This window comes from Niveispirillum fermenti (genome assembly GCF_048066175.1).
Lineage (GTDB): Bacteria > Pseudomonadota > Alphaproteobacteria > Azospirillales > Azospirillaceae > Niveispirillum > Niveispirillum fermenti.
This window is the reverse complement of record NZ_JBLTXA010000020.1, coordinates 36980-51722: the sequence shown is the minus strand read 5'-3', so window position 1 is coordinate 51722 and position 14743 is coordinate 36980. Positions and strand designations below refer to the sequence as shown.

16 protein-coding genes are annotated in these 14743 nt (G+C 67.9%); 6 read left to right on the top strand and 10 right to left on the bottom strand.

Going from position 1 to position 14743, the window contains the following annotated elements:
- Nucleotides 1-17: 17 nt before the first annotated feature.
- Both ACM9LZ_RS17665 and ACM9LZ_RS17660 read right to left on the bottom strand, forming a co-directional pair.
- Complete coding sequence (locus tag ACM9LZ_RS17665; protein ID WP_416620824.1) at nucleotides 18-986, bottom strand: glycosyltransferase family 2 protein; 969 nt, start codon at nucleotides 984-986, stop codon at nucleotides 18-20.
- Nucleotides 987-1113: 127 nt separating this feature from the next.
- Nucleotides 1114-2763 carry a hypothetical protein gene (locus tag ACM9LZ_RS17660; protein WP_416620823.1) on the bottom strand — a complete coding sequence of 550 codons (1650 nt, stop codon included), beginning with the start codon at nucleotides 2761-2763 and terminating at the stop codon, nucleotides 1114-1116.
- Between the two features lie 216 nt (nucleotides 2764-2979).
- Here ACM9LZ_RS17660 and ACM9LZ_RS17655 point away from each other — a divergent pair, with 216 nt between their 5' ends.
- The 4 genes from ACM9LZ_RS17655 (at nucleotide 2980) to ACM9LZ_RS17640 (ending at nucleotide 6095) form a co-directional block, all read left to right on the top strand.
- Entirely contained in the window at nucleotides 2980-3543 is a 564-nt protein-coding gene (locus tag ACM9LZ_RS17655) for a hypothetical protein (protein WP_416620822.1), read from the top strand.
- A 145-nt stretch (nucleotides 3544-3688) separates the two neighbouring features.
- Nucleotides 3689-4081 carry a PepSY domain-containing protein gene (locus ACM9LZ_RS17650; protein WP_416620821.1) on the top strand — a complete coding sequence of 131 codons (393 nt, stop codon included), beginning with the start codon at nucleotides 3689-3691 and terminating at the stop codon, nucleotides 4079-4081.
- Nucleotides 4081-4740 (top strand): response regulator transcription factor, encoded by a 660-nt coding sequence (locus ACM9LZ_RS17645; RefSeq protein WP_416620820.1) that lies wholly within the window; start codon nucleotides 4081-4083, stop codon nucleotides 4738-4740. The genes ACM9LZ_RS17650 and ACM9LZ_RS17645 overlap by 1 nt, the downstream gene beginning before the upstream one ends.
- A complete protein-coding gene (locus ACM9LZ_RS17640; RefSeq protein ID WP_416620819.1) occupies nucleotides 4740-6095 on the top strand; it encodes a sensor histidine kinase in 1356 nt (451 codons plus the stop codon). The genes ACM9LZ_RS17645 and ACM9LZ_RS17640 overlap by 1 nt, the downstream gene beginning before the upstream one ends.
- A 2-nt stretch (nucleotides 6096-6097) precedes the next feature.
- Here ACM9LZ_RS17640 and yihA read toward each other — a convergent pair whose 3' ends face one another.
- The 6 genes from yihA to ACM9LZ_RS17610 form a co-directional block, all read right to left on the bottom strand.
- Nucleotides 6098-6778, bottom strand: coding sequence for a ribosome biogenesis GTP-binding protein YihA/YsxC (gene yihA / locus ACM9LZ_RS17635; protein ID WP_416620818.1), 681 nt, complete (start codon nucleotides 6776-6778; stop codon nucleotides 6098-6100).
- Between the two features lie 163 nt (nucleotides 6779-6941).
- Nucleotides 6942-8672: a membrane protein insertase YidC gene (gene yidC, locus ACM9LZ_RS17630; RefSeq protein WP_416620817.1), complete on the bottom strand. Its 1731-nt coding sequence runs from the start codon at nucleotides 8670-8672 to the stop codon at nucleotides 6942-6944.
- A 93-nt stretch (nucleotides 8673-8765) separates the two neighbouring features.
- Nucleotides 8766-9035, bottom strand: a complete 270-nt coding sequence (gene yidD / locus ACM9LZ_RS17625) for a membrane protein insertion efficiency factor YidD (RefSeq protein ID WP_416620816.1) — start codon at nucleotides 9033-9035, stop codon at nucleotides 8766-8768.
- On the bottom strand, nucleotides 9032-9457 hold the full coding sequence (rnpA, locus tag ACM9LZ_RS17620; RefSeq protein ID WP_416620815.1) for a ribonuclease P protein component: 426 nt from the start codon (nucleotides 9455-9457) through the stop codon (nucleotides 9032-9034). The genes yidD and rnpA overlap by 4 nt, the downstream gene beginning before the upstream one ends.
- A gap of 11 nt (nucleotides 9458-9468) precedes the next feature.
- Nucleotides 9469-9603 (bottom strand): 50S ribosomal protein L34, encoded by a 135-nt coding sequence (rpmH, locus tag ACM9LZ_RS17615; RefSeq protein WP_416620814.1) that lies wholly within the window; start codon nucleotides 9601-9603, stop codon nucleotides 9469-9471.
- Nucleotides 9604-9786: 183 nt separating this feature from the next.
- Nucleotides 9787-10752 (bottom strand): pseudouridine-5'-phosphate glycosidase, encoded by a 966-nt coding sequence (locus ACM9LZ_RS17610; RefSeq protein ID WP_416620813.1) that lies wholly within the window; start codon nucleotides 10750-10752, stop codon nucleotides 9787-9789.
- Between the two features lie 381 nt (nucleotides 10753-11133).
- On the opposite strand from ACM9LZ_RS17610, the gene ACM9LZ_RS17605 reads away from it, so the two are divergent.
- Together ACM9LZ_RS17605 and ACM9LZ_RS17600 are read left to right on the top strand one after the other, a co-directional pair.
- Complete coding sequence (locus ACM9LZ_RS17605) at nucleotides 11134-12099, top strand: NAD(P)H-dependent flavin oxidoreductase (RefSeq protein ID WP_416620812.1); 966 nt, start codon at nucleotides 11134-11136, stop codon at nucleotides 12097-12099.
- A 192-nt stretch (nucleotides 12100-12291) separates the two neighbouring features.
- Nucleotides 12292-12687 (top strand): DUF1801 domain-containing protein, encoded by a 396-nt coding sequence (locus tag ACM9LZ_RS17600; protein ID WP_416620811.1) that lies wholly within the window; start codon nucleotides 12292-12294, stop codon nucleotides 12685-12687.
- Between the two features lie 18 nt (nucleotides 12688-12705).
- Here the strand turns inward: ACM9LZ_RS17600 and ACM9LZ_RS17595 are convergent, their stop codons facing one another.
- Nucleotides 12706-13488 (bottom strand): competence/damage-inducible protein A, encoded by a 783-nt coding sequence (locus tag ACM9LZ_RS17595; protein WP_416620810.1) that lies wholly within the window; start codon nucleotides 13486-13488, stop codon nucleotides 12706-12708.
- Nucleotides 13489-13538: 50 nt separating this feature from the next.
- Nucleotides 13539-14696 carry a glutamate 5-kinase gene (gene proB, locus ACM9LZ_RS17590; RefSeq protein WP_416620809.1) on the bottom strand — a complete coding sequence of 386 codons (1158 nt, stop codon included), beginning with the start codon at nucleotides 14694-14696 and terminating at the stop codon, nucleotides 13539-13541.
- Nucleotides 14697-14743: the final 47 nt, after the last annotated feature.

Genomic DNA, 14743 nt, shown 5'->3' with positions numbered 1-14743 from the left:
TGGGCCGGGGCCGGGCCTTACTTTTTCAGGAACGCGCTGTCGAAATCCGGGGCCGCGATGTCCAGGTAGCGCAGGCGCTTCATCTCCCGCCGGCCGCGCGTCACCGTGTCCAGGATCAACCCGCAGGTCATGGACAGGAAGGACAGCAGGCCCAGCCCCGTGGCCAGCACGGCCGTGGGGAAGCGCGGGACCAGCCCGGTCTGGTAGTAGGTGATGAACAGCGGCACGGCGATGATGATCGACAGCAGCGCCAGCACCAGCGCCACCAGGCCGAAGGATTGCAGCGGCCTTTCCTCCTTGATCAGCTTGCCGATCATCCACAGGATGCGGAACCCGTCGCGGAAGGTGGACAGTTTCGACACCGATCCCGGCGCCCTGTCCTTGTAGGGCGTTTCAACCTCGCCCAGCGGCATGTTCATTTCCAGCGCGTGGACCACCAGTTCGGTTTCGATCTCGAACCCGCCGGCCAGCACGGGGAAGCTTTTCACGAAGCGGCGGGAAAACACGCGATAACCCGACAGAAGATCGTCGGTGCGCTTGCCGAAGACCATGGTGACCAGCGTGGTCAGCATGACGTTCCCGAGCCGATGGCCGGCGCGATAATTCTCCCAGTCGGTGACACGGGCGCCGTTGACCATATCCAGCTTCTCGTCCAGCAGCCGGGCGACCAGGGCCGGCGCACTGGGGGCGTGATAGGTATCGTCGCCATCGACCATCACATAGATGTCGGCCTCGATATCCGCGAACATGCGGCGCACGACATGGCCCTTGCCCTGCAACGGTTCCCGCCGCACCACGGCCCCCGCGGCCCGCGCGATCTCCGACGTGCGGTCCTTGGAATTGTTGTCATAGACATAGATCGTGGCGGTGGGCAGGGCGGCCTTGAAGTCGCGCACGACGGCTTCGATGGACGCTTCCTCATTATAACAGGGCACCAGCACGGCAATGCGCGGTGCGGCCTGGATCACGCTTTCAGGATTGGACATGGGATGCAGGGTCCGATTGGACGAAGGATGGAAACACGAGAGATAACACGGATCAGAGGGGAAAGCTGCGGCGCAAACGCGGCGATTTCATGTTCTTAAGGGTGGGGCAGGCCGCATCATCCACCCATCAAGGCACCGCTTCCGGTGCCGGCTCCGGCTGTGGCGCGGATGATCTGCGCAGCCGGCACAGCATCATCGGTTCATCCAGGTTGGACGTCACCAGCCGGCAATCCCCCATATCGGCGACCAGCCCATAGGCCGGCAGGATGTGATCGGCCGTCCAGACCTCCCAATGCGCGACCAGCCAGAAGAAATCGCCGTCATGTGCATCGATCCGCTGGCGCATGCGGCGGTTCAGCAGGATGTCGCCATGGTCGGGATGGATGAAATAGCTGTGGACGCGCAGGAACGGCACCTGCGGCGGAAAACCATAGGCCAGGAAGCTTGTCGGGGCATAGCCGGTCTGGATCACGATGGTATTGTCGGGATCCGGCAGGGCCGGCACGTTCACCTCCACGAACCGGTCGGCAAACGGCATGCGGGCCCAGGTGCCTGGCCGGGCCGTCACGCTGACCAGCACCAGCAGGGCCAGCACCAGCGCCCCCCTGGCCCGGGCCGGCAGCGGCCAGAGGCCGATGGCCGCCACCATGACCAGCGGCGCCAGCATTTCCAGCGGGATCAGGTAGCGGTAGATGGAGAACAGCTTCAGCCAGGCCAGATAGGTCAGCGCACCCGCAACGATAACGTACAGCGCCGGTCGCACGGGCACACCGGCGGCCGGGCGACGGCCCATGAGGCGCCCGGCCGCCAGCAGCAGCGGCGTGGCCAGCAGCACGACATACATGACCGGCACCCGCAGGTCGGTGAACAGGATTTCGCCCACCTTCCTGGGGTCCGTCACCCAGCTATAGGGAAAGACGAGATTGTTCCAGACGCCGTGCGGCAGGAACTTGTCATCGCGATAGGGCTCCGGCACCCCCCAGGGGGAGCGGAAGACATCGTTGAAATAGGGGAAAAGCGGGTTCTGGTAGGTTGACCAGAGGTGCCACATCCAATGGCCGGAGAACAGGGCCATGCCCGCGATAACCCCGATGCCGAAGAAGAAGGCCAGGAACATCCGCCGCCAGAACCCGCCGGCCACGGCCAGAAAGGCGAAGCACAGGCCGATGGCATAGGGCAGGGTCGGCTGTTTCAGCCCCACGGCGCCCCCCACCATCAGGCCCGCGACGAACACGACGGGAAAGGCCCGGCGGCCCGGCCCGTCCCAGACATCACCGGCCCGCGCCACCACCAGCCAGGCGCTGCCCAGCACGAAAAGGCTGATGACATTGTCATAGAAGGTGGTGCCCAGCAGGCCCATCTGCCCGCCACCCAGGAAACAGGCCAGGGCAAGCGCCACGGCGGCCAGGGCGCGCGACCGCGGGTTCAGCCCGGCCAGCAGGACCCAGCCCAGCCCCGTCAGCGGCACCAGATTCAGCCCCTGAACGAAGGACAGCACAAACGACACACCGCGCGCCGGCAGCACCTGCGCCAGCCAATAGATCGGCAGGTCCAGCGTGGGGTTGTAATAGGTGGCGACCTGGGCCGGTGCCACGTCCAGCACAAGCTCGCGCCCCGTCAGGAAGGCATAGGCATTGTACCAATGGTAATTGCGCAGATCCCAGTTCCCGTCCTGGCCCAGCGTCAGCGAATAGAAGGCGATCAGCAGCGGCAGGACGACCAGCAGCGGCACGATGATGGCGCTGGGCCGCGACAGGAAGGGCGGGCGGAGGGGCATGGGCGGGGCCGGACATCGGTTGAACCTTCCCGGTGATAAGCCGGCATCCGGGCGCAATCAAGGCGAAGCGACGCGACAGCGCCGGCCGGCGAAGATGAACGGCGGCTGAATACGGGCTTCAGGCGCCGTTCAGACAGGGGCGGGCAGGATGGGCCATCGGCTGCGGCCTTCCTTGACCGCGCCCGACCCGTCTGAACCATTCAGGAGAGAGACCCCATGTCGCGCAAGTCCGCTGCCGCCAGCCCGTTCGAGGGCGGCTACCGCTTCACCCAGATCAACGGCGCCATCACGGGCGTTCAGGAAATGGAGAAGGGCCGCTGGAAGAACGAGAAGATCGACCGCAATGAAAGCTGGTCGACGACGGAGAACGGCATCATCAAGACCGAGACGGACCGCGACGGCAGCGAGGTGACGCTTTATGTCGATACCAATGGCGATGGGGTCTATTTCGAGGCCTATAGCTGGAAGCGCCCCGTGGCTGGCGCCCAGGACGACCTTTACCGGTTCGGCTTCGCCGCCGATGGCCGCGTGACCTCCATCCAGGAATGGGATGATGGCCGGTGGGAGGTGGAACGCCCCGACCGCAACGAAACCTATGTCCTGCAGGACGGGCTGGTCATCAGGACGGAGATGGAAAAGGGCCGTGTCGAATGGACCGTCTTCGCCGACAGCAATGGTGACGGCACCTGGACCGAACTGGCCGATGGCAAGGGCGCACTGGACCTGATCGGGGTGAAGTCGCTGCTGGCCGGCCTGACGGCCGAAGGCCTGGTCTACTGACCCTGCCCCCCCAGGGTGGCGCCAACCGGGCGGTTCCCCCGCGGGACCGCCCGCGCTACCATCCGCCGACCCTGCCCCGTTCCCCCCCGCCCCCTTTCCCGCCCTTCCCCTTTCCCGCAGCCGCCGAGCGAGACCCCCCGCCCCCATGCGACGCCTGTTTCTGCTGCTTCCCCTTTGCCTGGCGCTTGCCGCAGCCGGCACCGTCCATGTCCGGGCCGTCGGCGACGAACCGGCCTGGACCGACGAGGGGGATGATGACGATGATGACGATATCGACGACCATGATCTGGCGCGGGCGGCGCTGGAGCGGGGGGAGATCATGTCCCTGCGCGACATCATGGAAATGGCGGAAAGGGGCTATCCGGGACGGTTGCTGGAGGTGGAACTGGAGATCAAGCGCGGCCGGTTTGTCTATGATATCGAGCTTCTGTCCCCCGATGGCCGGCTGATCGAACTGCTGTACGATGCCCGGACGGGCGAATTGCTGCGGGTGAAGGGGGCCGGCCGGAAGGACGGCCGGCCCGCGGGGGGCGGTTGATGCGTATCCTTGTGGCTGAAGACGATGCCAATCTGCGCGGCCAGCTTATCACCGCGCTGAACGCGGCCGGCTATGTCGCCGATGCCGCGCCGGATGGGCCGGAGGCGGCCTTCCTGGGCGAAACGGAACCCTATGACGCCGTGATTCTGGATCTGGGCCTGCCGGGGCGTGACGGGCTGTCCGTGCTGCGCGGCTGGCGCGCGCAGGCGCGGACCATGCCGGTCCTGATCCTGACGGCGCGCGGCACCTGGCAGGAAAAGGTGGAAGGCATGGATGCCGGGGCCGATGATTATCTGGCCAAGCCCTTCCGCATGGAGGAACTGCTGGCCCGGCTGCGCGCCCTGATCCGCCGCGCCGGCGGCCAGGCCTCCCCTGCCCTTGCCTGTGGCCCCGTGGCGCTGGACACCCGCACGGGGCGGGTGACCGTGGCGGACATGCCGGTGACGCTGACGGCGCATGAACATCGCGTCCTGTCCTATCTGATGCACCATCAGGGCCGGGTCATCTCGCGCACTGAACTGACCGAACATGTCTATGCCCAGGATTTCGACCGCGACAGCAACACGATCGAGGTGTTCATCGGCCGGCTGCGGCGCAAGCTGGGCGTGCCCGTGATCCAGACGGAACGGGGCCTGGGCTACCGCATGGATGCGGGCTGATGCGGCGCGGGTCCCTGGGCCTGCGACTGCTGGTGCTGGCGGCCATCTGGGTGCTGCTGGCCGTGGCCGGTGCCGGCATCCTTCTGACCGACATCTTCCGCCATCATGCGGAAGCCGAACTGGCCCGCCATGTCGAACAGCATGTGGACGAATTGACGGCGACGCTGACCCGCAGCACCGGCAACCGCGTGATTTCCAGCCGTGACCTGTCCGATCCGCGTTTCCAGCGTCCCCTGTCGGGCACCTACTGGCAGGTTTCCGATACGCTGGGTGTCGTGCTGCGCTCCCGTTCCCTGTGGGATCAGACCTTGCGGCTGGAGGGCAGCGTGCCCGACGATGGCGGCCTGCACCGCCGCACGGCGACCGGCCCCGACGGGGAGGAACTGCTGGTCTGGTCGCGGCGCGTGCGCCTGCCGGAGATGGCCGGCCCCGTTGAGGTCTCCGTCGCCGTCATGGCCGCCGACCTGAAGGCGGCAACGCGGCGATTCGCGGGCGTGCTGGCCCTGTCGCTGGGCGTGCTGGCCCTGGGCCTGCTGGCGGCGGCAATGGCCCAGGTGCGGCTGGGACTGGTGCCGCTGGACCGGCTGCGGAAGGCGCTGGCCGACCTGCGGGCCGGCCGGTCGACCCGCCTGGTGGGGGCCTTCCCGTCGGAGGTGCAGCCACTGGCCGACGACCTGAACCAGTTGCTGTCCGACAATGCGGAAATGGTGGAGCGGGCCCGCACCCAGGCGGGCAATCTGGCCCACGCGCTGAGAACGCCGCTGACCATCATCACCAACAGCGCCGCCGGCCTGTCCGATCCGGCCGAAGCCCGGCTGATCGCGGCGGAGGCCGACCGCATGCGCCGGCAGATCGACCGCCACCTGACCCGGGCCCGTGCCGCCGCCATGGCCAAGGGGGCAGGGCTGCGCACACCGGTGGCCGCCACGCTGCGCCCCCTGGCCCGCACCATCACCCGCCTGCATCCGGACAAGAATATTCAGGTCACGGTGGACGGGGATGACGGGCTGCTGTTCCGAGGCGAGGCGCAGGACCTGCAGGAAATGGCCGGCAACCTGCTGGATAATGCCGCAAAATGGGGGCGGCGGACGGTCACCGTGACCATAACCGCCGTCGGCACCGCCACCGGGCCGGGGATGGTGCGAATCGGGATCGCCGATGACGGGCCGGGCATCCCGCCGGCCGCGCGGGATGCCGTGCTGGCCCGCGGTGTCCGACTGGACGAGGCGACGCCGGGCAGCGGCCTCGGCCTGGCCATCGTGGATGATCTGGCCCGGCTCTATGGCGGGTCGCTGGCGCTGGAGACGGCGGCAGCCGGCGGGCTTCTGGCCGTGCTGACCCTGCCGGGGGCGTGAAGTCAGCCCAGCGCCGCCGGCTCTGCCATCCGCGTCAGAAACGCCCGCAATTCCGGAATACCCAGCCCGGTTTCCGCCGAGGTGGCCAGCACCTCTGGATGGGCGGCACCATGGGTCTTCAGCGCCTGGGCCACCTGTGCGCGGATCTTGTCCATCCCGCCGGGCTTCAGCGTGTCGGCCTTGGTCAGCACGATCTGATAGCCGACCGCCGTCTGGTCCATCATCTTCATCATGTCCACGTCATGCGGCTTCAGCCCGTGGCGGGCATCGACCAGCACCAGCGCGCGCTTCAGCGTCACACGCCCGCGCAGATAGGCGCGGATGAAATCCGTCCAGGCGGCCGAACGCTCCTTGGACACCTGGGCATAGCCGTAGCCCGGCATGTCCACCAGCACCAGCCGCTGGCCCAGGGAGAAGAAATTGAGCTGCTGGGTGCGGCCCGGCGTCTGCGAGGTACGCGCCAGTGTCTTGCGCCCCGTCAGGGCGTTGACCAGGGATGATTTGCCCACGTTCGACCGTCCGGCGAAACAGATCTCCGGCAGGATGGCCTCCGGCAGGGTCGTGGCGGCCTCCGCCCCCCAGAAGAAGTCGCATTCCCTGGCGAACAGCAGGCGCCCGGCCTCGATCTCCGCCTCGGTCAGATCACCGAGCAGGGACGGGGTGATAGTCAGCGGCTTCGCCATGATGCGGGTCCTTGCACTGGGGCGGGGCTGCCGGCAGGCGCCCCTTAAACAAATCAACCCTCCCCGGTGGGGGAGGGTGCGATCCGCGCGCCCTTCCGGCGCGGGTGAAAGCAGGAAGGCGGGGAAAAGCGCGCCGAACGGCGCCCTTCCCCCCGCCCCGGCCTTACGTGGCCTTCACGCCCATGCGGCGCATGATGAACCATTGCTGCGCGATGGACAGCAGATTGGACCAGGTCCAGTAGATCACCAGGCCGGCCGGGAAGGATGCCATCATGTAGGTGAAGATGAAGGGCAGCAGCATGAACACCTTCTGCTGCACCGGGTCCGGGTTGGACGGGTTCAGCTTCTGCTGCAGCCACATGGTGATGCCCATCAGCAGCGGCCAGACACCGACATGCAGGAAGCTGGGCGGGTCCCACGGGATCAGGCCGAACAGGTTGAACATCGTCGTCGGATCAATGGCCGACAGGTCGGTGATCCAGCCGAAGAAGGGCGCATGACGCATTTCGATGGTGACGTACAGCACCTTGTACAGCGCGAAGAAGACCGGGATCTGCAGCAGGATGGGCAGGCAACCCGCCAGCGGGTTGGCCTTTTCCTCCTTGTACAGCTTCATCATGGCCATGGAGAGCTGTTCGCGGTTGTCGCCGTGCTTCTTCTTCAGTTCTTCCATCTTCGGCTGAAGCTTCTTCATCTTGGCGAAGGCTTCATACTGCTTGTTGGCGATCGGGAAGAAGGCCAGACGCAGGAAGACGGTGAAGATCAGGATCGCGACGCCGAAATTGCCGACCAGCCCACCCAGGAAATCCAGGGCATGGAAGAAGGGAATGGTCAGGAAGTAGAACCAGCCCCAGTCCACGGCGTAATCCAGGCTGTCGATGCCCAGTTTCTCGTTATAGCTATCCAGCAGGCTGACGATCTTGGCGCCGGCAAACAGGCGATGGGTCGTTTCCGCCGTGCCGCCGGCCGCCACGCTGATGGCCGGGGCCTTGTAATCGACCTGATAGACGTCGCCCGCACCGCCCTGGTGCAGGACGCGCATGTCCGTCGTCTGCGACTGGTCGGGGATCAGGCCGACCAGCCAGTATTTGTCGGTGATGCCGATCCAGCCGCCTGTGGAGGACAGGTTGACGGTGGCGCCATCCTCCTTCAGGTCCTTGTACTTGTATTCCTTCAGGGTGCCGTTGACGATGGCCAGCGGTCCCTCATGCAGGACGAACATGCCCTCGGTCTTCGGGGTGCCGCGGCGCTGCACGAAGCCATAGGGGCTGAGCGCCACATCCGCCCCCGTCTCGTTGCGCACCCGCTGCGTCACCGTGAACATGTAGTCGGCATCGACCGTGATGGTGCGCTCGAACACCAGGCCGGCGCCATTGTCCCAGGTCAGGACCAGCGGCGCATCGGGCGTCAGCCGGTCGGCGCTGGCCGTCCAGACCGTGTCGGCCTTGGGCAGGTCCAACGCCGTGCCGGCATGGGCCGGCACCCAGCCGAATTCCGCGAAATAGGGATCGACGGCGCCGACCGGCGACAGCAGCACGACCTCCGCGCTGTCCTTGTCCGGCGTGACCTTGTACTTGGCCAGCGTCAGATCATCGATGCGGCCGCCGCGCAGGTTGATCGACCCGTGCAGGCTGGGCGTGGCGATGGTGACGCGGCCGGCCTCGGCCAACACGTCGGCCCGCGGCCGCGGTGCAGCCGGGCCGCCAATGGCCCCCACGCCCGGCGTGCTGCCCGGCACGGTGCTGCTGGGCAGCTGCTCGGCCTGCAGGGCCTGCTGGCGCTGGAATTCCGCCTGTGCCGCCATCTGGCGGGGGCGCTCGTAGAAGAAATGGAACCCGAACAGGATCGCGATGGAAATCACGATGGTCAGGATGAGGTTCTTCTGATCCGTCATGGGTGCTTGGTCCAGGTTCCGCTCGAAGTCATGGGCCAATCCGGTGCGTCGGCCGGGTTTGTGCCCGGTTGTTCACACGAAAACGGCAGGCAATCAATGCCCGCCGCAACATTTTCCGTCATCCACGTGTCTTGGATGCGCCGGGGGCACCGGGTCATACCCCGATCCGCCCCAGGGATGACAGCGCGCCAAGCGCCGCAGGGTCAGCCATCCGCCACGGATCGCGCCGTGCATGGACAGCGCCTCCAGCGCGTAATGGGAACAGCTCGGGTAGAAACGGCAGCGCGGCGGCCCCATCAGGGGCCGCACGACCCAGCGATAGCAAAGCACAAAAGCCCGGAGCAGCCAGGCCGCCGGGCTCATGCCGTGCCATCCGCGGGGCGGGCCGATTCGGCCGCCGCCCTCTCTTCCCGCCAGACCCGCAGCTTCTTCAGCGCCTGCTTCAGATCGGCCTTCAGCGCGGCATAGGGGCGCCGCACCGTCTCCGACCGCGCCACCAGCACGAAATCATGGCCGGGGGCGGCGTTAGGGGCCAGCACCTCGGCCAGGGCCGCGCGCAAACGACGACGGGCGCGGTTGCGTTCAACCGCGCCACCCACCTTCTTGCTCGCTGTCAGACCGATCCGCACCGGCGGTTCGCCGGGGTTCGGGTGCTGCCGGTCATCATGGGCACGGGCCTGAAGGATCAGACCCGGCGTGGCCCATTTGCGGCGGGCGCCCGCGACGGCCAGGAACTGGGGCCGCCTGGTCAGGCGCCCCACCTTGGCTTTGGCCGGGGGCGCCATGCCGGTCACCCTCAGGCGCTCAGACGCTTGCGGCCCTGGGCGCGGCGGGAATTGATGATCTTGCGGCCCGACACGGTGGCCATGCGGGCGCGGAAGCCGTGACGGCGGGCGCGCACGATCTTGGAGGGCTGGAAGGGACGCTTCACGGTACTTACTCCGCTCTTGGAAAACTGAATGCGAAAACGAAGCGCGTTCTATAGTGGCGAAGGGGCATGGAGTCAACCGGGCACGGGGGCCGGTGCTGCAACCCTGGCACGCGGGCCGGGCGCTCGGGCGAACGCGCGGGACGGCCGGCGGGGGCGTCGATGGCCGCCGCCGGCCGCCCGTCCTCAATAACCCGGGGGCCGTTTGGTCGTCGCCACCTTCTTGGGCAATGTCATCTCCGCCTTCTGGCGGGCATAGGCGATGGCGATGCGGGCCCCGATGCGGGCATTGTTCAAAAGCAGGGCACGGTTGGCCGCCAGGCTGGCGCCGCCCGTCAGTTCCTCCATCCGGCTCAGCAGGAACGGGGTCAGCGCCTTGCCCCGCACGCCCTGCGCCTCGGCCTCGCCCACGGCCTGGGCGATGGCGGCCTCGACCGCCTCGGCATCCAGCGCCGCCTCGGGCGGGATGGGGACGCCGATGACGACCCCGCCCCCCAGGCCCAACTGCCATTTGGTGCGCAGCACGCGCGCCACCTCTTCGGCCGAGTCGCAGCGGCCATCGACCGGCAGCGGCAGGGATGCCGTATAGAAGGCCGGAAACCGGTCCGTGCCGAACCCGATCACGGGCACGCCCTTGGTTTCCAGATATTCCAGCGTGCGCGGCAGGTCCAGGATGGCCTTGGCCCCCGCGCAGATGACGGCCACGTCGGTGTCAGCCAGTTCTTCCAGGTCGGCGGAGATGTCCAGCGTGGTTTCCACCCCGCGATGCACGCCGCCGATGCCGCCCGTGGCGAAAACGGCGATGCCGGCCAGGGCGGCACCGATCATGGTCGCCGCCACCGTCGTGGCGCCTTCGGCCCCTTGGGCCAGCGCCAGCGCCAGATCCCGGCGGCTGACCTTGCGCACGCCGCTCTGCGCCAGCCGCTCGATATCGTCGGCATCCAGACCGACGCGAATACGGCCATCCAGCACGGCGATGGTGGCCGGCACCGCGCCCTCCGCACGGATCGCGGCCTCCAGGGCGTTCGCCGTCTCCACATTCTCCGGATAGGGCAGGCCATGGCTGATGACGGTCGATTCCAGGGCCACGACCGGTCCGCCCGCCTTCAGCGCCGCCGCCACTTCCGGATGGATGGAAAGAAAGTCCTGCATCGTATCGGCCCCGTCACCTCTGGTCGCGGCGGAGAATGCAACGCCGCCGCGCCCCGCGCAACGCAAGCCCTCACCAGGGCCGCCATGCGCCCGGCAGGGTTCTTATGCCAGATGCCGGTGAGAGCAACTCACCGGCATCTGTTCCGGCGGCAACCGCCGCCCCGCCGCACATGCGGCGTCGCCAAGCCCACGGATGTGGGCGCCGGTGCCAAGCCCACGGATGTGGGCGCCGGTGATTGAGACCGGTGATCGGGTGCGATCACCGGGACTTATTAGGATGGCGCCCCTCGTCGCAGTGGTCACAAGCGAACGAGCGTGCTAAAAATTCCCGGAATATCAATCAGCCGCCCTGAAGGCGCCCGACCGGAGGAACGACCGAAGATGCCCATCCCCAGCCTGTTCCAGGGAAAGCTGTCACTGCCCGTCATCGCCTCGCCGATGTTCATCGTCAGCTATCCCGATCTGGTGCTGGCCCAGTGCAAGGCCGGGATCGTCGGCACCTTCCCCAGCCTGAACGCGCGGCAGCCGGAATTGCTGGATGAATGGCTGGGCCGCATCACGGCCGAACTGGCCGGCTTCGGCGCCGACCATCCGGGCGCGGCCGTGGCCCCCTTCGGCGTGAACCTGATCGTCCACCGGTCCAACAGCCGCCTGCAGGGCGATGTCGAACTGATGGTCAAGCACAAGGTGCCCCTGATCATCACCTCGGTCGGCGCGCCGGTGGGCATCGTGGAGGCCGTGCATTCCTATGGCGGGCTGGTCTTCCATGACGTGACCAACATCCGCCACGCCCGCAAGGCGCTGGAAGCGGGCGTGGACGGGCTGATCCTGGTGGCGGCCGGGGCCGGCGGGCATGCCGGCACCACCTCGCCCTTCGCGCTGCTGGCCGAGGTGCGCGCCTTCTTCGACGGTCCCATCGTGCTGGCCGGCGCCATTTCGACGGGTACGGAGATTCGCGCGGCGGAGGTGCTGGGCGCCGATTTCGCCTATATCGGCACCCGCTTCATCGCCACGGCAGAGGGCAATGCCCCGCCGGAATACAAGCAGATGCTGATCGACCATGCCGCCGCCGACATCGTCTATACGCCCATGTTCAGCGGCATCCCCGGCAACTACCTCGCGCCCAGCGTCGCCGCCGCCGGCCTGGACCCGGCCGCCATCACGGGCGGCAAGGCCGACCCCAACCTGACGATCGAGGATTGGTCGAAGAAGAAGGCCTGGAAGGACATCTGGTCGGCCGGCCAGGGCATCGGTTCCATCCACGACGCCCCCACCGTCGCCGACCTGGTGGACCGTATGAAGGCCGAATACCGCGCGGCCGCGGCCAGGCCCGCCCCCTTCGCCTGATGAAGGCCAGACCGGACATGCCGGCCGGCCCCTGGCCGCCGGCACCGAAGCGCAGGAGCCCGCATGGCGGATGACATCCCCGGAAACGCCGGTAGCCCCGAACCGGGGACCGGCAGGCCACGCAGGCGGCAGCCGCGCCCCGCGGCGTCAAAATCGGCCCCACCCACGGCACCAGCGGACGCGGCCGGGGGCGTGGTCCTGCTTTCGGGCGGCAACCCGCAAATCGCCAAAGGGTATGGCGATGAACCCGTCCAGCGCTATATCGCCGCCCTGCCCGGCTGGAAGGCCGGGGTGGGGCGGCGGCTGGACAGCCTGATCGGACAGACGGTCCCCGATGTGACCAAGGCGGTCAAGTGGAACTCCCCCCTTTACGGGGTGGAGGGGGCGGGCTGGTTCCTGGCGCTCCACAGCTTCACGAAATACATCAAGGTGACGTTCTTCCGCGGGACCTCGCTGGACCCCGTGCCGCCCGGCACCTCCAAGCACCCGGAAACCCGCTATCTCGACATCCGCGAGGGGCAGTTGGACGAGGCACAGTTCGTCGAATGGGTGCGTCAGGCCAGCCGGCTGCCGGGCGAGAAACTGTGACATCGCCGCCCGGCGGGATCAGGACGAGGCCTGGTCGCCGGTATCGCCATACCCGTCCAGCACCACCGGGTCGCCGCCCAATCCGCGCAGCAGCACGGTGACGGCCGTGACGGCCGCTTCCAGCGCCGCCTCATCCGTGGCGCGCAGGACCAGCGCGGTGGACACCTTGCCCTGGCGAAAGGCCGGGTAGGACCCGATATCGACGCCGGCATGTTCCACCGCCAGCCCGCGCAGGCCGTCGGCGAAGGTGCCTTCCGGCACGCCGGAAAGGACGGATCTGGTCCTCACCACGGGGCCACCCACCAGCCGGTCCCCGATGCCCGTCAGCATGGCCTGCATGATGATGGGCACGCCAGCCAGCACGAAGACATTGCCGATCTGGAAGCCCGGCGCGGTCGACACGGGATTATCGATCAGCACGGCACCGTCCGGGGTGTTCGCCATGCGCATCCGCGCCTCGTTCAGCATGCCGGTGCCGGCATAATGCGCCTCCAGCCGGCGCGCAGCCTCCGGATGGCGGATCAGGGGCAGGCCGAAAGCCGTGGCAACGCATTCCGCGGTGATGTCGTCATGCGTCGGGCCGATGCCACCGGTCGTGAAGACATAGGTGTAGCGGGCACGCAAGGCATTGACGGCGGCCACGATCTCCGCCTCCTCGTCCGGCACGACGCGCGCCTCGCGGAACCGGATGCCCAGCCCGCCCAGATATTTGGCAAGGAAGGCCAGATTGGCATCCTGGGTACGGCCGGACAATATCTCGTTGCCGATGATCAGCAGGGCCGCCGTGGGCGCGTCGGTCATTTTCCTGGAACTCCGGTTCTGGGGACGGCAGGGATTATAGCGCCACGTGATCAGCCAAGCACCAGATCGTCGCGATGCACCATCTCGTCGCGTCCGCGATAGCCCAGGACGGCCTCGATCTCCGCACTGCGCCGGCCGGCGATGGCGCGGGCGTCGCCGGCGGCATAGGCCGACAGGCCGCGCCCCATCGTGTGCCCGTCCGGCCCCCGGAGCAGCACCAGATCGCCACGCTCGAAATCACCCTCCACACCGCGCACGCCGGCCGGCAGCAGGCTGCCGCCCTTCAGCAGGGCGGCCACGGCACCGGCATCCAGCACCAGCGTGCCCAGCGGCTTCAGCGCCCCGGCGATCCAGCGCTTGCGGGCCGTGCGGGGCTCGGCCTGCGGCACGAACCAGGTGGCCAGTGCGCCCCCCTGCCCGGCAGGCGTCAGCAGCGCCGACAAGGGGTTGGTACGCTGGCCCATGGCGATGGCCATGCGGCAACCGGCCGCGAGCGCGATGCGCCCGGCCACGATCTTGGTCACCATGCCGCCGCTGCTGTATCCCGGCGGCGGCTCGCCGGCCATGCCCACGATTTCCGGCGTGATCTCGCGCACCAGGGGGATGTGCCTGGCGTCCGGGTCCTTGCGCGGGTCGGCGGTGTACAGCCCATCGATGTCCGACAGCAGGACCAGCGTGTCGGCGCTGATCATCTGGGCCACGCGCGCGGCCAGCCGGTCATTGTCGCCGAAGCGGATTTCGGCCGTGGCCACCGTGTCATTCTCGTTGATGACGGGCACGGCACCCAGCTTCAGCAGGGTTTCGATGGTGGCGCGGCCGTTCAGGTGGCGGCGGCGGTCTTCCGTATCATCCAGGGTCAGCAGCACCTGCGCCACCGTGATGCCGTGGCGGGCCAGCGTCTCCTGATAGGCATGGGCCAGGCGGATCTGGCCCGTGGCGGCGGCGGCCTGTTTTTCCTCCAGCCGCAGCGGCCGGCCGACCAGACCCAGGTGCTCACGCCCGCAGGCCACGGCGCCGGAGGTGACGATCACCACCTCCACGCCGCGCGCGCGCAGCGCCGCGACATCGTCGGCCACCGAATCCAGCCATTCGCGCCGGATGCGGTGCGTGGCGGCATCCACCATCAGCGCCGACCCGATCTTGATGATCAGCCGCCGCGCCGAACCCAGATCCTGCGAAACCGCCGCAACCGCACCCATGGCAACCATCCTGGCAAGAGAGGTGCTGCCTTATGCTTTTCGGCAAGCCGGGCGGT